21 protein-coding genes are annotated in these 20,766 nt (G+C 72.9%); 4 read left to right on the top strand and 17 right to left on the bottom strand.

Annotated features, from left to right (window positions below; translation table 11 throughout):
• On the top strand, nt 1-1,005 hold a 1,005-nt coding region (locus tag H9652_RS13295), incomplete at its 5' end, for an alpha/beta fold hydrolase (RefSeq protein WP_225228217.1).
• A gap of 207 nt (nt 1,006-1,212) precedes the next feature.
• Nucleotides 1,213-3,831, top strand: coding sequence for an AAA family ATPase (locus tag H9652_RS13300; protein ID WP_191796673.1), 2,619 nt, complete (start codon nt 1,213-1,215; stop codon nt 3,829-3,831).
• A gap of 22 nt (nt 3,832-3,853) precedes the next feature.
• Here H9652_RS13300 and H9652_RS13305 read toward each other — a convergent pair whose 3' ends face one another.
• The gene (locus H9652_RS13305; protein ID WP_191796674.1) at nt 3,854-4,453 is read right to left on the bottom strand and encodes a hypothetical protein; all 600 of its coding nucleotides are present in this window, start codon (nt 4,451-4,453) and stop codon (nt 3,854-3,856) included.
• Between the two features lie 386 nt (nt 4,454-4,839).
• On the opposite strand from H9652_RS13305, the gene H9652_RS13310 reads away from it, so the two are divergent.
• The gene (locus H9652_RS13310) at nt 4,840-5,799 is read left to right on the top strand and encodes a hypothetical protein (RefSeq protein WP_191796675.1); all 960 of its coding nucleotides are present in this window, start codon (nt 4,840-4,842) and stop codon (nt 5,797-5,799) included.
• Between the two features lie 153 nt (nt 5,800-5,952).
• Complete coding sequence (locus H9652_RS13315; RefSeq protein WP_191796676.1) at nt 5,953-7,227, top strand: serine/threonine-protein kinase; 1,275 nt, start codon at nt 5,953-5,955, stop codon at nt 7,225-7,227.
• A 95-nt stretch (nt 7,228-7,322) separates the two neighbouring features.
• Here H9652_RS13315 and csrA read toward each other — a convergent pair whose 3' ends face one another.
• The 16 genes from csrA to H9652_RS13395 form a co-directional block, all read right to left on the bottom strand.
• A complete protein-coding gene (csrA, locus tag H9652_RS13320; RefSeq protein ID WP_138825747.1) occupies nt 7,323-7,559 on the bottom strand; it encodes a carbon storage regulator CsrA in 237 nt (78 codons plus the stop codon).
• Between the two features lie 68 nt (nt 7,560-7,627).
• The gene (locus tag H9652_RS13325; protein WP_191796677.1) at nt 7,628-8,467 is read right to left on the bottom strand and encodes a hypothetical protein; all 840 of its coding nucleotides are present in this window, start codon (nt 8,465-8,467) and stop codon (nt 7,628-7,630) included.
• On the bottom strand, nt 8,439-10,487 hold the full coding sequence (locus H9652_RS13330) for a flagellar biosynthesis protein FlhA (protein WP_191796703.1): 2,049 nt from the start codon (nt 10,485-10,487) through the stop codon (nt 8,439-8,441). Before H9652_RS13330 ends, H9652_RS13325 begins: the two co-directional genes overlap by 29 nt.
• A gap of 148 nt (nt 10,488-10,635) precedes the next feature.
• Nucleotides 10,636-11,787 carry an EscU/YscU/HrcU family type III secretion system export apparatus switch protein gene (locus tag H9652_RS13335; protein WP_191796678.1) on the bottom strand — a complete coding sequence of 384 codons (1,152 nt, stop codon included), beginning with the start codon at nt 11,785-11,787 and terminating at the stop codon, nt 10,636-10,638.
• A complete protein-coding gene (locus H9652_RS13340) occupies nt 11,787-12,539 on the bottom strand; it encodes a flagellar biosynthetic protein FliR (RefSeq protein WP_138825754.1) in 753 nt (250 codons plus the stop codon). The genes H9652_RS13335 and H9652_RS13340 overlap by 1 nt, the downstream gene beginning before the upstream one ends.
• Nucleotides 12,540-12,544: 5 nt before the next feature.
• Nucleotides 12,545-12,820, bottom strand: coding sequence for a flagellar biosynthetic protein FliQ (locus H9652_RS13345; RefSeq protein WP_030152072.1), 276 nt, complete (start codon nt 12,818-12,820; stop codon nt 12,545-12,547).
• Between the two features lies 1 nt (nt 12,821).
• Complete coding sequence (gene fliP, locus H9652_RS13350) at nt 12,822-13,670, bottom strand: flagellar type III secretion system pore protein FliP (RefSeq protein WP_191796679.1); 849 nt, start codon at nt 13,668-13,670, stop codon at nt 12,822-12,824.
• Nucleotides 13,667-14,374, bottom strand: coding sequence for a FliO/MopB family protein (locus H9652_RS13355; protein ID WP_191796680.1), 708 nt, complete (start codon nt 14,372-14,374; stop codon nt 13,667-13,669). The genes fliP and H9652_RS13355 overlap by 4 nt, the downstream gene beginning before the upstream one ends.
• Before the next feature lie 4 nt (nt 14,375-14,378).
• The gene (gene fliN / locus H9652_RS13360) at nt 14,379-15,083 is read right to left on the bottom strand and encodes a flagellar motor switch protein FliN (protein WP_191796681.1); all 705 of its coding nucleotides are present in this window, start codon (nt 15,081-15,083) and stop codon (nt 14,379-14,381) included.
• Between the two features lie 3 nt (nt 15,084-15,086).
• Nucleotides 15,087-15,986 carry a flagellar motor switch protein FliM gene (locus H9652_RS20340; RefSeq protein ID WP_318244169.1) on the bottom strand — a complete coding sequence of 300 codons (900 nt, stop codon included), beginning with the start codon at nt 15,984-15,986 and terminating at the stop codon, nt 15,087-15,089.
• A gap of 108 nt (nt 15,987-16,094) precedes the next feature.
• Nucleotides 16,095-17,000, bottom strand: a complete 906-nt coding sequence (locus H9652_RS13370) for an OmpA/MotB family protein (protein WP_191796682.1) — start codon at nt 16,998-17,000, stop codon at nt 16,095-16,097.
• Nucleotides 17,000-17,773: a motility protein A gene (locus tag H9652_RS13375; RefSeq protein WP_138825763.1), complete on the bottom strand. Its 774-nt coding sequence runs from the start codon at nt 17,771-17,773 to the stop codon at nt 17,000-17,002. The genes H9652_RS13370 and H9652_RS13375 overlap by 1 nt, the downstream gene beginning before the upstream one ends.
• A 5-nt stretch (nt 17,774-17,778) precedes the next feature.
• Nucleotides 17,779-18,084 carry a flagellar FlbD family protein gene (locus H9652_RS13380; protein WP_191796683.1) on the bottom strand — a complete coding sequence of 102 codons (306 nt, stop codon included), beginning with the start codon at nt 18,082-18,084 and terminating at the stop codon, nt 17,779-17,781.
• Between the two features lie 261 nt (nt 18,085-18,345).
• Nucleotides 18,346-19,527, bottom strand: coding sequence for a flagellar hook protein FlgE (locus H9652_RS13385; protein WP_191796684.1), 1,182 nt, complete (start codon nt 19,525-19,527; stop codon nt 18,346-18,348).
• 15 nt (nt 19,528-19,542) lie between these two features.
• Nucleotides 19,543-20,061, bottom strand: coding sequence for a flagellar hook assembly protein FlgD (locus H9652_RS13390; RefSeq protein ID WP_191796685.1), 519 nt, complete (start codon nt 20,059-20,061; stop codon nt 19,543-19,545).
• Nucleotides 20,062-20,073: 12 nt separating this feature from the next.
• The coding region (locus tag H9652_RS13395; RefSeq protein WP_225228219.1) for a flagellar hook-length control protein FliK at nt 20,074-20,766 on the bottom strand (693 nt) is incomplete at its 5' end.

A 20,766-nucleotide genomic window follows, 5' to 3' on the forward strand; every position in this document is an offset into this window, starting at 1 on the left:
GGCCGCGCGCGCGCGGCGCGCGGCGACGCGGCCGCGCAGGCCGAGCACCTCTCGCACTTCCGGGCCGACTCGATCGTCGCGGACGCCGAGCACCTGCGCCGTACCCTGTTCGGCGGTCGCCGCTGGGAGTCGCTCGGCCAGAGCTACGGCGGCTTCCTGACGCTCACGTACCTCTCGCGCGCCCCGGAGGGGCTCGCGGCCTGCTACGTCACCGGGGGCCTGGCGGGCCTGGAGGCCGACGCGACCGAGGTCTACCGCCGCACGTACCCGCGCACCGCGGCCAAGAACGCCCGCTTCGCGGCGCGCTTCCCCGACGACGTCGCACGCCTCGCGCGCATCGCGGACAGGATCGCGGTGGGTGACGTCACGTTGCCCGACGGCGACGCGCTCTCCGTGCGCCGCCTCCAGACGCTCGGGATGGACTTCGGCATGAAGCCGGGCTTCGAGCGCGTCCACTGGCTGCTGGACGAGGCGTTCGACCACGGCGACGACGACCTGAGCGACACGTTCCTCAGCGAGGTCAGGGACCTGACGTCGTACCTGACGAACCCGCTGTACGCGGTGCTGCACGAGTCGATCTACGCGTCGGGCCACGGAGCCACGGGCTGGGCCGCCGAGCGCGTGCGCGCCGAGCACCCGGAGTTCGACCCGGGCGCCCGGCCGCTGCTCTTCACGGGCGAGATGATCTACCCCTGGATGTTCGAGGAGATCGCGGGCCTGCGCGCCTTCCGCGGCGCGGCCGACGAGCTGGCGCGTCGTGAGGACTGGACCGAGCTGTACGACCTCGACGCGCTCGCGGCCAACGAGGTCCCCGTCGCCGCAGCCGTCTACTACGACGACATGTTCGTCGACGCCCACCTCTCGCTCGACACGGCGTCCAGGGTGGGGAACGTGCAGGCGCTCGTCACGAACGAGTTCGAGCACGACGGGCTGCGCACGGGTGACGTCCTGGAGCGGCTGCTCCCGCTCGTGGACCAGCAGGGCGGGCCGCTCCCCCGCGGCTGACCCGCTCCGGCACGCGCCGTCCGCCGTTCCTCCCGGTGCGACCCAGCGGGGTGTCGCTCACCACGTAGCCCGCAAAACCGCTCCTCGTCACATAAAGTGGCTCTCCGGAGAGCGGCGCGGTGCCGGCTCCAGTGCCAGAGGCGACGCAGCCGACGGCAGGCTGCCCGGGCACCTCACCAGGAGAGGGCGGGAGGCTGGATGCCGGTAGTGAGCACGACCCCCGGCAGACTGCACGGCGCTCCGCGACCACCCCACCTCGAGCTCGTGCGGGAGCGGCTCGTCGACCGGCTCGACGCCGACGCAGCCCTGCGCGTCGTCCGTGGCCCGTCGGGCGGCGGGAAGACCTCGCTCCTCGCCGAGTGGGCCCGACGACGAGGGGCCGAAGGGGTCTGGATCGCGACGTCGCCCGGCACGACCCGGACCGAGCTCTGGCGCACGGTCGCTCGCCGTGCCACCCAGTCCGGGCTGCTGCGCTCGGAGACGACGATCGGCCTCGACGAGCTGTCGACCGCCGCCCTGACCGTACGGCTGGCCGAGGCGTTCCTCACGGTCCGGGGCGAGGTCCTGGTCGTCGTCGACGACTATCAGAACGTCCGGGACGCCGAGGTCCACGAGGACGTCCTCGCGTTGCTGCGCGCCTGCCCGAACCTGTCGGTCGCGCTCGCGACGACCACGAGCTCGATGCTCGAGGCACCCGTCGTCGGCCTCGAGATGAACCGCACCGTGATCACCGCCGACCAGCTCCCGCTCACCCTGGACGAGACCGCGCGGATGCTGCGCCACGTCGGGGCGGACCTCGACCCGGCGCAGACGCACGTGAGCACGGGCGGCCAGCCCCTCTACCTGCGGGTCGCGATGCTCGCCGCCGAGCTGGCCGGGTCCCACGGCACGCCCGCCCACGTCCAGGTCGCCGCCGAGCTGCTGCGGGCAGCGGTCGACAAGCAGCTCCAGGGCCCGTCGCGGCACCGGCTCGAGCTGTTCCTCGCACGGTGCGTCGTCCCCGAGATCCTGACGGGCGACCTCGCGGTGGCCCTGACCCTCGACCCGGACGCTCCCGAGCTCCTGTCGGACCTCGAGGCGCGTGGCCTCGGCACGTGGGAACGGCGACCGACGGGGCTCGTCTTCGTGCTCTTCCCCGTCGTGCGATCGCTGCTCCTGGAGACGTTCCGGCTCGAGGACCCGGAGGCGTCGCAGGTGGTCGAGGCGGCGACCGCCCGGTGGTACCTCCAGCACGGCTACCCGGTCGAGGCCGTCCGGCACGCGGTGACGGCGGGCGACCTGTCGATCGCCTCGGCCGCGGTGTCCCGCTACTGGACCCAGGTCTTCGAGGAGCGCACGATCGCGAGCCTCGACGTCCTGCGGGCGGTCCCCGTCGCGGAGCTGCGTCCCTGGCCCCTGCTCGCCGGAGCGCTCGCCCGCCACTACGACGCCGTCCCCGGCGGACGTGACGAGGCGATCGAGCTCTACCACGCAGCGCTCGCAGGGCTGCGGGTCGCGCCTCGCCCCGCGACCCCGAGCGAGCGCGTGGTGCTCGAGGTCCTCGAGAGCCTCGCGCTGCGGTCGACCGGATCGGCCGAGCGCGCGCTCTACCCGGCACGCCGCGCAGGCCGCATGCTGAACGAGCTCCGGGTCACCGAACGACGCTCCATGGCGCGCGACCTGCCGCGGTTGCGCGCCGAGATCGCACGCTCGATGCTCCGCGGCGGCGCCGAGAACGAGTCCCTCGCGATCCTGGAGGACCTCGGCGACTCCCTCGGTGAGCCACCCGCGCTCCACGGTCTCGCGCTGCGTGCGCTCGCCCACGCCGTGCACGGCAACATGCCCGAGGCGCGCCGGGACCTGGCCGTCGTCGAGGCGTCCCGGCACGACGAGACCACCCCGCGCCGCAGCCAGGACGTCTACCACCTGGCGCACGCCCTCGTGCGCATCGAGCGGTTCGACGCGCGCGGCGCGCAGGCCCACCTGGACGCCATGCGCCCCTTCCTCTCGACGCTCGAGTCGCGGCCGCAGTTCGCGCTGGCCCAGGCCTCGGTCGACCTCCTGACGTTCGAGCCTGCGCTGGGTGCCGAGCGGCTGCGCCGGTACATCGAGTCCGAGCGGGGGAGGCAGCGGATCTCCGTCCGGGACACCGACCAGCTGGGCTACGCCGCCGGCCTGCTCGACCTCGCCCGTGGCCGGCTGGGGGCGGTCCACGCGACCCTGCGGGGCGCGTCCCCGTCGTCGGCGAGCGCCCCGCTCCTGCGCGCCCACCTCGCGCTGCTCACCGAGTCCTGGCAGGTCGCACGAGACGTCCTGGTCGAGCACACCCCACCGGTCGACGCGTCGCCGCGGCTGAGGGTCGCACACTCGCTGCTCCTCGCGGCGGCGCTCGTCAACGGCTCCGACGAGTCGCACGCGTGCGACGCGCTGGGCAAGTTCGCGGCGGTCGCCGACGACCGCCAGCTGCTCTTCGCCCTCACGCTCCCGCCGCGACGGGAGCTCCTCGCGCTCGTCGACCTGGCCGCCCGCAGCAAGGACAGGACGGCGCAGCGGGTCCTCGCGGCGGCGGGTCCCGTCCCCGAGAGGTTCGCCGCGATGGTGGGCTTCCCGCAGGCGCTCACGGACCGCGAGATCGTGGTGCTCGACAGCCTGCGACGGCACGCGACCGCGGTCGAGATCTCGCTGAGCCTGACCGTCTCGGTCAACACCGTCAAGAGCCAGCTCCGGTCCGTCTACCGCAAGCTGGGCGTGCGCCGCCGGGAGGACGCGCTCGCGAAGGGGATCGACCTGGGGCTCATCGTGGCCGACCACGTCGACCCGTCGTCGGCCCGGCACGAGCGGTGGTGACGTCCGACCGTCACGTCGCACGTCAGACGAGGTCGTCGACGATCCTGGCCGAGGCCCTCGTCCGCTCGTGCGACTCGGCGTCGTCGATCTGCTGGCCCGCCGCGACCAGGGCCGCGCGGCGGAGCCACGAGAAGACGACCAGGACGGGATAGGTGTCCTCGCCGACGTAGACGCGGCGGCGCCAGGACGCCCAGGAGACGACGCGGGCAAGCACGGGGATCGGGTCGTCGAGCTCGTTGGCCCTGTGCGCGGCGTTCTCCCAGCCGTGCTCGGCGTCGCTCATGATCTGTGCACCCTCGCGGCCCAGCGGACGGGCGAGCGCAGCGAGACCGATGTCCTCCCGGATCTCGGTGGCCTCGGTCGGGACGAGGTCCAGCCCGTCGCGGTAGGTCCCGAACGTCGCGGGGTCCACGTGACGCCAGGGGTCTTCGTCCGGCAGCGAGTCGAGGAGGTCTGAGAGGGTCCCCGCGAGGAGGGTCACGGCCCGCAACCGATGTCCTCGGGCCTGCTCCCGCATCGCCTCGAGATCGGCGACACGGTCGTAGGGATCGATCAGGGGTTCGACGAGCCCGACGGCCCACGCCGCCCAGGTGGTGTCGTCCCACGGGGCCGGGTTCGTCATCGCGGCATCGCCCGGGCACGCCGTCGACGGCCAGCGGCAGGGAGACCGGTCCGGCCCGCCGAGAGCGTCCCCGACGGGACGTCGCCCGGGGTACGCCTCGTCGCCGAGGACGGTGCGCAGGTCCTGCCGCCCATGCTCCACCTCCTGCTCGTCTGCGTGTCCGCGCCCAGGTCGGCGAGCGATCGCCGACGCGGAAGTGTATCCATCCCCGGTGCCGGTGCAGAAGGGGCGAACGACACGAACCGCCGCCCGTCCGGGTGAATTCCCGGGCTCGGGCCGCGGCAACTCCCAGCATGGCACCACCTATAGCAGCACCGAGGGTGAACTCCGGTGTGAAAACCGTGTTCAGACGTGAAAGTAGTGCGAAGCGGCCGCATGCTGATGGCATGAACGTGCGGCCCCCATCCGGCACGTGCCCGGACCGGGCGCGTGAAGCGCGCTCCCTGCGTGTCGCGGAGGAGCAGCCCCTCGACGACGACCACGACGCACCCGCCGACGCGGTCCGCTCGGAGGTCGCGCGCATCGTCGTGCTCGGCGACGACGCCAGCTACCGCACGGAGGTGTCCGCCTTCATCGCGGGCCACCGCGACCACTGGCGACGGATCGCTGCCCGGCTGTGCCGCACGAACTCGGTGCAGGTCGCCCAGCACCTCGAGGACGTCGAGTCGATCGTCGTGGAGACCGTCTGGGAGATGCTCGAGAAGTCGAGGCAGGACCCGGCCTACCTGGCCGGCATGCGCTCGTTCCTGGCGATCGTCGTCTACACCGCGCGCCCGAGGGTGCGCTCGTTCGTGGACCACGCGACGGCGCCCGCGTCGGGCATGGTCGCTGCCCAGCGGCGCCGACGCGAGCTCGCCCGCACGCGCGCCGAGCTCGCGGCCCTGCGCGGCACCGTGCCGACCGTGCAGGAGGCGGTGCAGGCGACCAACGACCGGCTCGCCGCGCACCGTTCCGACGTCGTGCGGCAGGGCATGGTCGTCACCGAGGCCGACGAGCTGGTGCTGTCCGGGGCGCTGTGCTTCGACGAGGCCCTCGACTCCCCCGGTCTCGTCCAGGACGAGCTCGACTGCGTGCTGCACCCCGTCGAGGCGCCCACCCTGGTGCGCTCGGTCGTCGACGCGGCACGGGCCGAGAACCCGACGCGCGGCAAGGTCGCGGCCCTGTGGATGGCCGAGGCGTACGACGGCGGCGGTCCCCTCCCGGGTCAGGACACTGTCGTGTGGATCTCCCGGACGCTGGGCCTGCCCCGCCGGAGCACCGTGGCGCACATCGACCGGGTCCGTGAGCTCGCCGCCGCACGCCTGCGGGCGATGGGCATCGGTGCCGACCTCCTGGAGACGGCGTGAGCGCGATCTCCCGCCCGGGCGCCTCGGCGCAGGGCTCGGCCACGTCGGTCGTCGACGCCAGGACCTCGCTCCGACGTGCCCTCGCTCTGCCGCACCACCGCCGTGACGACGGCCGTACCAGCCTGCGCTCCCGTAGGCAGGGGAGAACGCTGCATGTCTGACGCACGTCCTGCGCGCGGCCCCGTCGGGGTCGACGCACTGTCCGGTCTCGCCGCCCTGCCCGCCAGCGCCCGTGAGCACGCCCTCGCGGAGTTCTGGGCCTCTCGCGCCGGCGAGCTCGCACGCGAGGCGCGGCGCGTCGTGCGGGCGCACCTGGTGGCTCCCGCCGACCGCACGGCGGCGCTCGATGCCGTGACGACGGCCCAGCAGGCGCTGCTCCGCGACGTCGCGGCAGGTCACCGGAGCATCGATCCCCGGACCTGGGTGCCCACTCTGCGCGCCGAGTCGGCACGGGCCGTGCGCCGGTCGGCCGCCCAGGGGGCCGTCGCCGTGGCGCCGTACCGGCAGCGGCTCGCGGCGCAGCGCGCGAACCTGCTCGCGGTGCGTGAGACGGCGGCCGACCGCGTCCCGCCCGCCGCGAGCACTCGACCGGCCGTCGTCACCGTCGGCTCGACCGGGGTCGCGTCGGCCATCCCTCCGTCCGCCCCCCTCGCGGACGGGGCCGGCGTGGCGCCGGTCCTGAAGGCCCCGGTAGGCCTCGCGGCCCGCAGGACCACCGGGTCGGCCGGCATCCCCCGGCACGCCCGCCGGCGGCCCGGAACCGTCCTGGGCCACGGCATGTCGCCCCGGCAGTCGTTGAGATGGAGTGCGGCGGCGCTGCTGTCGACCGTGACGATCGTCGTCGGCGCAGCGGTGGCACCCGCCGAGGAGCGCCCCGTCGACGAGACGGGCACGTCGAACGTGTCGTTCGTCGACCGGCTCACGATGCCCATCGTCGGCCTGTGGGACAACCTCGTCGGCAACGGCAAGGACAAGGACCCCGACGCCGTCGTGCCGGTCCCCGTCGACTCGCCCACGACGCCCGCTCCCGCGGTGCAGCAGGCACCGGCTCCGACGGTCCCGCCACCCCCCGTCCCTCCCGCGGTACCCGTCGCCCCCGTCCCGGGCACCGGGGCCGGGACCGGCCCGCAGGTCCCCCAGGAGGGCGGCCGGCACGGCAACGGCAGCAGCTGGCGCGACCACGACGACCTCGGGCGCGCGGAGTGGCACGAGCGCGACGACGAGGACGACGACCGGGACGACGACGACGAACGGCGCGGCGACCGGCACGGGCGCGACGAGCAGCGGGGCCAGGGGCGGGGCGACGGGGACCGGGACGACGACCGCGGCAACGGTCACCGCAACGACCGGTCGGACAGGTCGCGCGGCCGGGGCCGGAGCGTCAGCGAGCGCCGTCACGGCCGCACGAGCTCGGTCCCCCGCGTCTAGCGCGCACGGACGACCTGGTGGGGCGGTAGCCGTGCGCTCCCGCCGAGGTGCCGAGGATCCTGGGGACCCGTGTGCCGCGTCGCGTCGTCGGTGACTCAGGACGCCGGACGCAGCGCGAGCAGGGCACGCACCTCGTCGGCCGTCGTGTCGGTCGCGACGGCTGCACGGTTGCCCTCGGCCACCTGGTCGACGATCTCCGCCCGGTGGATCCGTACGTCGCGCGGTGCCTCGATCCCGATCCGCACGCCGTCGCGTCCCGCGGAGACCACCGTCAGGACGATGTCCTCGCCCACGAGGATCCGTTCACCCACCTTGCGCCCCAGCACCAGCATCGACGTCCTCCTGACGTTCGCGAATGTCGTCCTGACCTTCCGGGGCACCTATGCGCGCCGAGCGGCCGTCAGTCCGCGTCCCACCCCACGGGCAGCCCGAGGAGCTGGACCGTCTCCGGGGTCCGGGTCAGCGACCGTCCCACGACGACCATGGCGTGCACGTGCACGACACCGCGCAGCCCGTCGACCCAGGCGGCGGTGTCCGCGTGCTTGCGCGAGGCGTCGACCACGACCCACACCTGCTCGGGTGCGAGGACGTCGAGGATCCGGAGCCCGTCGGCGAGATCGGTCGTGAGGCCGACGGCGACCGCGGTCGACGTGCCCGCGTGCACGCCGCGGGCCCTCGCCTCGGTCGCGCTGCGATGGTCGACCACCCGGGGGGCGGCGGCGTCGCGCGCCTGCCCCGCAGAGGCCGTGAGGAGCCCGAGACGACCGCGCATCGCGTGAGCGACGGCCACCGCGTCGCCTCCCAGGCCGACGAGCGCGACGAGGTCTCCCGGGGCCGTCGACGGGCCGGTCTCCCTCGGGCCCCCGGTGCGCTCGGGGAGAGCCGTCTCGGCGATCAGCTCGTCCAGCATCGCCGCGAAGTCGTCGCCCCCGGTCGACATCTCGAGGTCCTCCGACCTCGACGGCTCGAGCCGGTCGGCGTCGTCGGCGTCGTCGAGCAGGGCGGCGATCCCCGCCCTGCGCGCCGCCGGGAAACGGACGGGGTGGTCGGTGACGTGGAGCGCGGGCGGCGACGCGACCTCGATCACGGCCTCGTAGTGCTGCCTGCCGAAGAGTCCCTTGATGCCGCCCGTGATGATCCGTTCGGCCGACACGATCCGTACGTCGGGGCCGTGCTCGCGCCGCGCGTCGTCGAGGATGGCCTCGAGGGTGTCACCCGCGAGCCGCAATCGCCGGGGCATCGTTCACCACCCCGACCGTCTCGATGAGGGCGTTCCCCGAGGTGACCTCCGTGTAGGAGAGCACCGCCAGGTCGGGCAGCTGGGTCGCCACCAGGCGACGGACGGCCGGACGAAGGGACGGCGCGCAGACCAGGCAGACGTCGTGGCCGGCCCCTCGGGCGGCCTCGACCACGTCGGCGACCGAGGTGCGGAACGCGTCGAGCCGCGCCGGGTCCACGACGATGACCGTGCCGTGCTCACCGCCCGGCTGCCGCCCGGCGAGCATGGCCTGCTCGAGCACGGGCGCGATCGTCACGACGCGGATCGTGCCGTCGACCGTGTACCGCGCCGGGATCGCGGGGCCGAGCACGGACCGCGCCGACTCGACGAGGTGCTCGGCGTCCGTGGAGCGCCGGGCCGCGAGCGCGAGCCCCTCGTAGATGCGAGGCAGGTCGTTGATCGCGACGCGCTCCTCGAGCAGGCCCTGGAGCACACGCTGGATCTCGGCGAGGGACAGCAGGGTCGGGGTGAGCTCGTCGACCGCCGAGGGGTTGGTGCGCTTGACCTCGTCGGTGAGCACACGGACGTCCTCGCGCGAGAGCAGCCTGGCGGCGTTGGCCGAGATGATCGCCGACAGGTGGGTGACGAGGACCGAGACGCGGTCGACGACCGTGGCCCCGGCCATCTCGGCGCTGTGCCGCATCTCGACGGGCACCCACTTTCCCTCCATGCCGAACACCGGGTCCACGGTGACCTGCCCGGGCAGCGACCCCAGGTTGTCGCCCAGCGCAAGGACCTTGCCCGCGGGCGCCTGGCCGCGGCCCGCCTCGACCCCCGCGATCCGCACGGCGTACGTCGACGCGACCAGCTCGATCGAGTCGCGGGTGCGCACGGGCGGCACGACGACGCCCAGGTCCATCGCGATCTTGCGCCGCAGGGCACGCACGCGTCCCAGCAGGTCGTCGTGCGCGCCCGTGACGAGGTCGACGAGGTCGGGGGCCAGCAGGATCTCCAGCGCGTGCACGCGCATCTGCTCGATGAGGTTCTCCGTGCCGTCCGACGACGTGGCCGCGCCCTGCTCGAGCTGCTCGGCCGCGGCCCGCGCGACCTCGGCCCGGTCCTGGCGCGCCTTGATCTGCTGTGCCGCGACGAGGAGACCGATCCCGAGCACGATGAACGGCAGCTTGGGCATGCCCTCGATGAACGCCATCGCGAACGAGGCGACGCCGGCGATCGCGACGGCCTGGCGCGACTGGACGAGCTGGCTCGAGGCCTGCGAGCCGACGTCGCCCTCGCCCGAGTTGGAACGGGTCACGATCATGCCCGTCGCGACGGCCATGAGCAGCGCCGGGACCTGGGTCACGAGGCCGTCGCCGATCGTCAGGATCGAGTAGGTGTCGACCGACTCCCCGACGGGCATGCCGTGCATGACGACGCCGATGACGATGCCGCCGACCAGGTTGATGATCGTGATGACGACGCCCGCGATCGCGTCACCCTTGACGAACTTCGAGGCACCGTCCATCGCACCGTAGAAGTCCGCCTCCGCGGAGACCTCGGCGCGCCGCGCACGGGCGTCGGTCTCCGAGATGAGCCCCGCGTTGAGGTCCGCGTCGATCGCCATCTGCTTGCCCGGCATCGCGTCGAGGGTGAAGCGCGCACCGACCTCGGCGACTCGCTCGGCGCCCTTGGTGATCACGAGGAACTGGATGACCACCAGGATCAGGAACACGACCATGCCGATGACGAGGTTCCCGTTGACCACGACGTGGCCGAACGCGCTGATGACCTCGCCCGCGTACCCGTTGCCCAGCACGAGGCGGGTCGAGGCGACGTTGAGGCCGAGACGGAAGAGCGTCGCGACGAGCAGCAACGACGGGAAGACCGAGAAGTCGAGCGGCTTGGTGACGAACATCGACGTCAGCAGGATCACGAGCGAGAGCAGGATATTGACGATGATGAGCACGTCGAGCATCCCCGCGGGGATCGGCACGACGAGCAGCAGGACGATGCCGACGACGCCGAGCGGGACGGCGATCATGGCGAGGGAGCGGTTCTTCACGCGGAACCCTGGTCCTTCCCGGTCCGGAATGGTGGCAGGTGCTGCCGCGACTCCCTATGCACGTCCGGTCGGCGGCAGCGCGGGTCGGCGGTCGGTGCGTCCCGCCTCGCGCGGTGGGCGCCCCGACTCACGCCGTGCGCTCCTCGCCCGCTCCCGCGGCGTCCTCGTCCGCCGGCCACTCCCCCGGCGCGATCGCCGGGCGGCCCAACCGGTGCGGCACCGAGGAGACCGCGGCACCGCGGCGCGAGAGGGCCATGACGAACGCGAGCACGCGCGCGACGGCCATGTAGAGCTCGACCGGCACCTCCTGCCCGACGTCGCACACCTTGTGGAGCGCGCGGGCGAGCTGGACGTCGCGGACCATCGGCACCCGGGCCTCCTCGGCCTTCTCACGGATGCGCGCGGCCAGGTGGTCCGCCCCCTTGGCGACGACGCGCGGCGCGGACTTGCCCGCCTCGTAGCGGATCGCGACGGCGACGTGCGTGGGGTTCACGATCACGACGTCGGCGTCCGCCACCGCGGCGAGCATGCGGTTGCGCGACAACGAGCGGGCCATCGAGCGGCGCTGCGACTTCACCATGGGGTCGCCGTCGCTGTTCTTGTGCTCGTCCTTGAGCTCCTTCTTCGTCATGCGCGTCTTCTTGCGGTTGCGCTTGGCGACGACGAGCACGTCGAGCAGCGCGAGCGAGATCCCGGCCGCCGTCGCCCACAGCAGCAGCGACCTGACCCCCGACCCGGCGGCCTCCAGCAGCGACGCCACGGGCAGCCCGCCCGCCGACAGCAGCACGGGCATGAGCGACTGGATCACGACGTACAGCACGACCCCGACCACGGTCGTCTTGAGCAGCGCCTTCACGCCGTTCCACAACGCCTGGGGGCCGAGGATCCGCTTGAACCCCGAGACCGGGTTGAACTGCTGGAACTCGCCGCGGAACTTCTTCAGGTGCAGGCCGCCCTGCACGACCGAGCCGATGATCGCGGCGAGCGCGACCGCCGCGAGCAGAACGCCGATCGTGGGCAGGACCGAGCGGAGCGCCTCCTGCAGGAGCACGAGGGCCACGGCGGGCTCGGGGTTGTCGATCACGGTGCGGATCGACAGGACCTGCTCGGTCGCGGCACCGGCCGCTTTGCCGAGCGTCAGGGGCAGCAGGGCCCCCGCGACCGCGATCCCGACCCAGGCCGTGAGGTCCTGCGACCGGCTGAGCTGACCCTTCTCGTGGACCTCCTTCATCTTGCGGTCGGAGGCCTGCTCGGTCCTCTCCTCGGACGTGTCCGCCATCAGCCCACGCCTCCCATCAGCTTCAGGGCCTGCGCCGTGAGCGCGGACAGGGCGTGCGGCAGGGCGATGAGCACCGTCCCGACGAGCGAGAGGGTCAGGAAGATCTTGAGCGGGAAGCCGAGCGCGAACGCGTTGAGCGCCGGGGCGACACGGGTGACCAGGCCCAGTCCGACGTCGGCCAGGAAGAGGACCACGACGATGGGCCCCGCGATCTGGAGACCGGCGACGAACGACCCCGTGAGCGCGTCGACGAACGCCCCGGCCGGGACCTCGGCGAACGTCCCGACGGGCACCACGTCGTACGAGCGCGCGAGGCCCAGGATCACGAGCTGGTAGGCGTCCGAGGTGAACATCAGGACGACCGTGGCCAGCGCGAACAGGCGCGTGAACTGCGACCCGCTCACGTTCGTCTGCGGGTCGAACGCCATGCCGACCGAGAATCCCCCGAACAGGTCGAGGTGCGAGCCGGCCGCGGTCACGGCCGAGAAGACGATCATGACGAGCGTGCCCAGCATCGCGCCCGTCGCCGCCTCGGCGACCACGTGGGCGAAGAACGTGGCCGTGCCCACCGCCTCGTACGTCGGCGCGACCCGGCCCGAGACCACCAGGCCCAGCGAGACCGCGAGGATCGCGCGCACCTGGCGCGGGATGGCCTTGTGGGAGAACGGCGGCGCGAGCAGCATGAACGCGGCCAGGCGGACCCCGGCGAGCAGGGTCGCCTGGAGCCACGCCTGGTCGATGTCGAACGTCACCGACGTCAGCCGCCGCCCAGCAGCGACGGGATGAGGTCGAACATCGCGTGCGTGAACGAGACCAGCTCGCCGATCATCCAGTTGCCGCACACGATGAGCGCGACGGCGACCGCCGCGGCCTTCGGCACGAACGAGAGCGTGACCTCCTGGATCTGGGTCACGGACTGCACGAGCGAGATCGAGAACCCCACGACGAGGGACGTGATCAGGACGGGGGCCGCGAGCTTCGCGGCCAGGATCATCGCCTGGGTCGCGATGTCGAGGACGGCCGAGGTCTCCATGTCACCCCACCCCGTACGAGCCGATGAGCGAGGTGGTGATGAGCCCCCACCCGTCGACGAGGACGAACAGCAACAGCTTGAAGGGCAGCGAGATCATGGTGGGCGGGAGCATCATCATGCCCATGCTCATGAGCGCCGCCGCCACGACCAGGTCGATCACGAGGAACGGCACGAAGATCACGAAGCCGATGATGAACGCGGCCCGCAGCTCCGAGATCACGAACGCCGGGACGAGCGTGGTCAGCGGCACGTCGGCCATGGTCGCCGGGTTGTCGAGGTCGGCCGCGCGCGTCATGAGCGCGAGGTCCTCCTCGCGCGTGTGCGCCAGCATGAACTCCCGCAGCGGCTGGGAACCCGCGTCGAGCGCCTGGCTGAACGTCGTGGCGCCCTCGAGGTAGGGCTGGACGGCGGCGTCGTTGATCTCGCCGAACACGGGCCACATGATGAACATCGACAGGAACAGCGCGAGCCCCGCGAGGACCATGTTGGGCGGCACGGTCCCCGTGCCGAGCGCGTTGCGCGTCAGCGACAGCACCACGAAGATCTTCGTGAACGACGTCATCATGAGCAGCAGCGTCGGGGCCAGCGACAGCAGCGTGATGCCCACGAGCGTCACGAGGGACGACGACGGCTCACCGTTCGGGCCGTTGATCTCGACCGAGAAGCTGCTGCCCCCGTCAGGGGCGGTCGGGTCGACGGGAGCCGTCGGGGCCGTGGGATCGGTCGGGGCGGCGCTCGCGGACGGGGCGAGCAGCACGGTCGCCACGAGGACGAGCGCGACGAGGAGCAGGGCCGCGGCCAGCGCCACGGCGCGGCGCGCCCCCTGGCGCGCCGGGACGACGACGGTCATCGCCTGGGCCCCCACACGGCACGGGCGGCCTGGCGCCAGGTATCGACGGCCAGGAGGGAGCGCACCGCGGCCGGGTCCAGCCCCGCGGAGGTCACGCCCGACGGCGCAGCGGCCGCGGCCGTCACGGCCACCGTGCGACCGGGTCGGGCCGGTGCGGCGACCGACGCGAGCGGAGTCTCGTCGAGCCAGACCTGCGCGGCCAGGACGGCCTCGTCGAACGACGGGCTCGTCGGGCGTCCGGCGAGGCCGCCTGCGGGGACCGGGTCGGTCCCGTCCATCACGTCGGCTGGCGCTCCCTGGTCGACCGGCGCGACCGCAGCCCCGCCCGACGGGGCGGCTGCGGACCGGGGACCGGCCGCCGACTTCACCACGTTGAAGGGACCGAGGCGGCTCGCCGTCGCGTCGCGCACCGCGTGCTTGGGGCCGGCGGCCGCAGCCGCCGTGGCCGCCGCGGGGGCCGGCCCCTGGTCGATCACCGTGACCGACGACTCGGTGACCCCGAGCAGGTAGCGGGTGCCGCCCGAGTCGAGGAGCACCGCGGCGCTCTTCTGGCTCAACCCCTGGCGGGCGACGACGGTGAGCTGTGCGCCGCGTCCCCCGGGCGTCTGGCGCCTGCTCCGGTCGGCGACGCGGTACGACAGCCACAGCAGCCCCATGACGACCGCCAGGGAGAAGGCGACCCGCAGCACGGTGGTGACGTCCACGGGCTCAGTCGTCCGCGTCGAGGATCTTGGTGATCCGCACGCCGTAGTCGCCACCGTCGACGACCACGACCTCCCCCTTGGCGATGGTCCGGCCGTTGAGCTGCACGTCGGCGGGCGCGCCTGCCGAGCGGTCGAGCTCGACGACGGCGCCGGGTTCGAGGTTGAGCACCTCGCGCACGGGCATCCGCGTGTGCCCGACGACGACGGCGAGCCGCATCTCGACGTTGGAGATGCGCGCGAGCCGGCTGCCCGTCATGGCCTCGTCGGGCAGGCCGCGCAGGGTCTTGCGCGCGCGCACCACGAACCAGCCGGCCGTCGGCCCGCCGCCCGCGGAGAGCTCGAAGACGACGGCCTCCTCGTCCTCGAAGAGCTCGGTCGCGTCGGCGACACGGACGTCGCCGAGCACACCGACGCCCGTCGTGGCGCCCGCTGCCTCGCGCGCCGGGCGCAGGAGGTCTGTCACGTCGAGGGTCGGGGTCTCGGACGCGTCGGCGAGGGAGGTCTCGTCGATGAGCGCGAGCGCCATGTCGGTCCCCGTGTCCCCGACGTACGAGGCGACGACCGCGGTCACGGCCTGCGGGCCGACCGGAGCCCCGCCGGAGAGCGCGGCGGAGAGAGGCGTGCTCGTGGGGACGAGCTCGACGAGCGCCCGTGCGGCCTCGACCGCGGCCTCGACGGCCGTGCGGTCGGCGGTGGTGGCGGTACTCATGCTTCAGTTCTCCTCGGTGGTGACGATGCGGCAGGCGAGGCGGGAGCCGGACGAGCCGACCGCACCGCGTGCCAGGACGTGGCCGTCGACGATGACGTCGAGCGGGCGGGACCGGTTGTGCGGCAGGCGGATGACGTCGCCGACCGCGAGCTCGACGACCTCGACCGGCGTCATGACCGCGCTCGACAGCTCGACGGTGACGTCGACCAGGGACCGGGCGAGGTGTCGCCGGGTGCGGGCGGCCGCGTCGGCCGGGTCGTCGGCCGGGTTGGCCTCGCCGAGGTGCGGCAGCAGGGCGGTCGCCGGCAGGGCGAGGGTCGCGGTGCACGGCCCGTCCCCGACGCGCAGGTTGAACTCCGCCACGATCATGAGCTCGGCGGTCGGCGCGGCCTGGACGAACTGGGAGTTGTGCTGGATCGAGCCGATCTTCAACGGCGTCTCCAGGAGCCGGCCCATCGAGTGGCGCAGGTCGCGCAGCGTCTCGGTGACCAGCGAGGTGACGAGGGCGCGCTCGACGTCGGTGAACTTGCGGTCGATCGCCGGGATGTAGGGACCGGCGCCGAGCATGTGCGCGATCCACGTCAGGGCGTCGGTGTGCGGGAACTGCAGCACCGCCCGCGGGTTGACACCGTCGATCTCGCACACGACGACCGCGGTCGTGACCGGCAGGTCCGCCACGTAGTCGTCGTACGTGCGCATGGTCACCGCCGCCAGGCTCACCTGGGAGACGACCCGGACGCGCGCCGTGAGCTGCGTGCCCCACTGACGGGCGAAGCTCTCGAACGCCATCTCGAGGATGCGGTGGTGCTCACGCACGAGCGTCGTCGGGCGCCGGAAGTCGTAGACCTCTACCTTGCGCCGTTCGGCGGGACCCTGGACCCTGACGGGTGTCGTCGTGCTCACGTCGGTCTCCTATGCAGGCAGGCGACGGAGAGCCTGCACGCCGACCGGACGGGCAGCGGCGGGCGACGGCGAGCGGGCCCGCACCCGCCAGGAGGTGCCGTCGGAGTATCAGCCGGTCTCGGCCGTGGCCTCCGCCACGCCCGCGAGGGCCGCGCGCTGCGCCGACTCCGCCGCCGGGACGTCCGCCGCGGTGAGCGTGCCACCGAGGACCTCGGGGATGAGCGCTCGCACGGCCTCGGGCTGCGCGGACAGGACCATGATGTCGACGCGCCGGTTGGCGGCGAGCGCCTCGGGGTGCGTCCCCGCAGCGAGCGGCCGCGCCGACCCGAACCCCACGGCGGCGATCCGGTGCTCGGTCAGGCCGCTGTGCTCGACGAGATAGCGCAGGACCGCCGTGGCGCGCGACGACGACAGCTCCCAGTTGGTGGGGAATCGAGAGCCCACGGTCGACTTGTAGTCGGCGTTCCCCTCGACCTGGATCTCGTAGGGCGTCGGGGCGAGCACGGGGCCGACGATCTGCAGGACCCCGCCCGCTTCCTCGGTGAGGTCGGCGCTGCCCGGCGAGAAGAACGTGTCGGCCGACACCAGGCGCACCGTGAGGCCGCGCTCGTCGATCTCGAACCTCACGGTCTCGGACATCCCGTAGGACTCCAGGTCCTTCGCCATCGCGTCGCGCAACGCGGTCAGGTCGGCGACCTCGGCCAGGGCCCGTTCGAGGTCGGTCTCGACGTCTGCGGGAGGCTCGGTGGCCGGGTTGTCGATGACCGCCTCCACGACGTCGGCGTCCTCGATCGTGCCGAAGCCTGCCGCGAGCGACGACTTGAGCTCCTGGTACTTGTCCTGGTCGACCGAGCTGATGGCGAAGAGCACGATGAACAGGCACATGATGACCGTGACCATGTCCATGTAGGAGACCATCCAGCGACCGCTGCCGCTCGTGTCGTGGCCTCCCCCGCCGCCTCCCCCGCCGCCACCTCGTCGGCGCCGACCGTGCCCCGCCGAGCGGCCGCTCATCAGGCGGCCTTGCCCGTGGGCAGCGACCAGTCGGGGACCATGGTCTTGAGCCGTTCGTCGATGACGCGGGCTCGGGCGCCCGCCTGGATCGACATGTATCCCTCGAGGAGGACGTCGAGGCGCTGGATCTCGAGGTCGGAGATGCGCTTGAGCTTGGCGCCGATGGGCAGCCAGATGAAGTTCGCCGACAGGATGCCCCACAGCGTCGCGATGAACGCGGCAGCGATCATGTGGCCGAGCTGGGCCGGGTCCGACAGGTTCTCCAGCACGTGCGTCAGCGACACGACGGTGCCGACGATCCCGATCGTCGGGGCGTACCCGCCGATGGCGTTGTAGAAGTCGTAGGCGACGGCGTCCTCACGGCTCTTGGTCTCGATCCGCTCCTCGAGCAGGGTGCGGAGCTGGTCGGCGTCGGCACCGTCCGCCAAGGACTGGAGGGCGCTGCGCTGGAACGGGTCGTCGGTCTTCTGCGACTCCGCCTCGAGCGCGAGGAGGCCTCCGTCGTTCTGCACGATCTCGGCGGCGCGCACGACCTCCTCGATCGCGTCGGCCGGGCGGGCCGGCTTGCTCACGAACGCCCTCGGCAGCGCCTTGATCGCCTGGAGCGCGTCGCGCACCGTGCCCGACGCGACCGCGACGAGGATGCTGGCCCCGAAGACGAGGATGATCGGCGCGGGCAGCAGGATCGACGTGATCTGGGCTCCCTCGAGGAGCACCATCGCGACGAGCGCACCGAACGCGAACAGGATGCCGATGATGGTTGCGGGATCCATGGGGCCTACTTCCTCGGGGTGGGGAGCGGGGTCACGGCGACCGGGGCCCGGTCGTCGGCCTCTGGATCGGGCCGGTCCGGCACGATGCCGAGCGGCGTGCGCTCACCGATGCTGGTCATGGACTGCGCGAGCAGCAGGACGCGGGCCTTGTGCTCCTCGACCAGTCGGATCACGTCCTCCATCGACTCGGTGACGATGTATCGAGAACCGTCGATCAGGGTGACCCGGGTGTCCGGGTTGGTCTCGACACGGGCCACGAGGTCCGCGTTGATCGCGATGCGCTCGGAGCTGAAGCGCGTGAGGACGATCACGGTTCCACCTTCGGGTCGGGTCGGTCGGAGGGGCGAGGGCGACGAGCATGGCCTCTCGGGGCGCGGTGCACCGCCGGTCGGCCGTGCCCCGCTGATCCGTACTCTCGGCAGCCCTCGTGCTCTCGTGAACGGGGAGGGGGGCTGAACCGGTCGAGCAGGTCGGGCCGGGTCCCCCCGCGGCTCGGCGCACGACGGCGCCCCCGGGGCGAACCGTCCCGGGGGCGCCGTGGTGACCGCGCGCCGCCCCGCGCGCGGCCGTCGTCAACGCTTGAGGTTGACGAGCTCGGTCAGCACCTCGTCGGAGGTGGTGATGACGCGCGAGTTCGCCTGGAACCCGCGCTGGGACACGATGAGGTTCGTGAACTCCTGCGAGAGGTCCACGTTCGACATCTCGAGGTAGCCGGCAGTGATCTTGCCCATGCCCTGGTCGCCCGCGCCGCCCACGATGACCTCGCCCGAGTACTGCGTGGCCGCGTAGGTCGAGCCGCCCGCCTTCTCGAGGCCGCCCATGTTGGTGAAGGACGCGAGCGCCACCTGCCCGAGGACGGCCGTCTTGCCGTTCGAGTAGGTGCCGATGATGGACCCGTTGCCGGAGACCGAGTACGACTTGAGCGAACCCGCCGCCGCACCGTCCTTGGCCGAGACCGCGACGTTCGACAGGCCCGCGTAGGACGTGACGGTGCTGAGGTCGATGGCCACGCCCGCGACCGTGAGCGATCCGCCGGTCGTGAGGGCGCCGTCGGTGAAGGTCAGGTCCTGCGGACCCCCGATGACCGTGCCCGTCGCGGCGTCGAGCGCGCTCACCGACCACGTCCCGCCGGTCGCGGTGAACTCGAGCGACAGCTTGGTCGAGGTGCCGAGCTCGTCGAAGATCTCGATGTCGCGCACGACCTTGGTGCCGTCCTTCGCGTCGGCGGGCAGGTTGCCGCCGAGCGTGACGCTCGTCGTGGCCTCGGGCGGGGCGACGTCGCCCACGGGGATCGTGAGGCGGCCGAGGGGGCCGCTCGTGTTGACGACCCCGTTGACCGCGGTCCAGCCGCGGACGAACGCGCCGTCGGCGTTGACCAGGCGGCCGCTCGCGTCGAAGTCGAACGCCCCGTTGCGGGTGTAGAGCTGCTGGCCGCCGCTCTCGACGACGAAGAACCCGTCGCCGTCGATCATGAGGTCGGTCGCGACGCCCGTGGCCTGCGACGCGCCCTGCGTGAACTGCGTCGTGATCGCCGCGGTCGTGACGCCGAGGCCGATCTGTGCGGGGTTGGATCCACCGACCTGCTGGTCAGGGGCGACACCTGCGGCGACGAGCTGCGAGAGGGTGTCCTGGAACTGGGTGCGCGAGGACTTGAAGCCGGTCGTGTTGACGTTGGCGATGTTGTTGCCCGTCACGTCCAGCATGGTCTGGTGGGCGCGCAGACCGGAGATTCCGGTGTTGAGAGAACGGAGCACGAGAGTCCTTTCGGGTCAGGCGGCTGCGCCGGCCTGGCTGTCGGTTGCGCCGTCCGTGGCGGGTGGGGGTTCGGTGGCATCCGTGCTGACCGTGCCGGTGACGCCCGAGACCTTGTCGAGCGCGATGCTCTTGTCGCCGATCGTCACCGTGGGGACGGCGTCCTTGTAGGACACCGCAGTGGCGATGCCCGTGTGCTCGACGCCGTCCGCGTCGAGGTAGGACACCTCCTTGCCGAGCAGGGTGGCGGCCGCGTCGCGCATCTGCAGCGCGAACGCCTCCTGCTGTCGCACCGCGGAGTCCTCGACGAGGGTCCGCATGGCGCTGAGGGACTCCATCATGGCCAGCGACGTCGTCTGGGCGACGATCTCGCTGGTCTCCATGGAGCTGGACGGGTCCTGGTTGCGGAGCTGGGTCACGAGCAGCCCGAGGAACAGCTCGCTGTCGTACTCCTGCTTGGGGGCGCGCGCGTTCTGCGTGCGCGGGGCGGTCTCCACGGGGGCGGAGACGGGCCCGGTGACGGGGGTGACCGGCACGTCGTTCCTCTCTCAGACGAGGACGTCGAGGCGCCGGGCGGCACCCGGCGTCGTGTCGTCCACTGTCGGCTGGATGGTCTGGTCGGTGGTCGCCCCGGGGACGCCGGTCCGTGCGCCAGGTCGGGACTGCCACGGGTGCCCTTCGCCCGGGCGACCGGTGGCACCGTTCCCGGCCCCTCCGTCGCCCGCGGTGCCGTGGCCGGCCCCGGCCTGGTGGCCGGTCCCCTGCGCCGGAGCCTCCTTCGCGTCCGAGACCGACAGCGACGCCGTCGGCGCGATGCCTGCGAGGTCGCGGCGGAGCTCGGCCGCGAGAGCGCGCAGGGCCTCACGGCCCGCGTCGTGCGGGGCGAAGAGCTCGATCCGCAGCTCGCCGCCCGCGATGTGCGCCCGGACGGTCACGGGCCCCAGGTTGTCGGGGGTCACCGAGAGCGTGAGGACGTGGTCGCCGTCGCCCGCGTCGAGGAGCTGGAACACGGGGCCGGAGACCTGGGCGTGGAGCGTGGGCGCCGCCTGGGGCGTGGCAGGGGCGGGGGCGACCTGCCCGACGGCGGCGCTCACCGGGGCCTGGACCACGGGCACGGGCGCGGGGACGACCTGCACGGGCGCCGCCGTCGGCTCGGCGGCGATCTCGGTCGTCGTCCCGGCGTCCGCCGGGACACGTGCAGGAGCCGCGACGGGCGGCGTGGTGACCGCCGGGGCGGCCAC

The sequence above is a fragment of the Oerskovia rustica genome (genome assembly GCF_014836555.1).
GTDB classification, from domain to species: domain Bacteria; phylum Actinomycetota; class Actinomycetes; order Actinomycetales; family Cellulomonadaceae; genus Oerskovia; species Oerskovia rustica.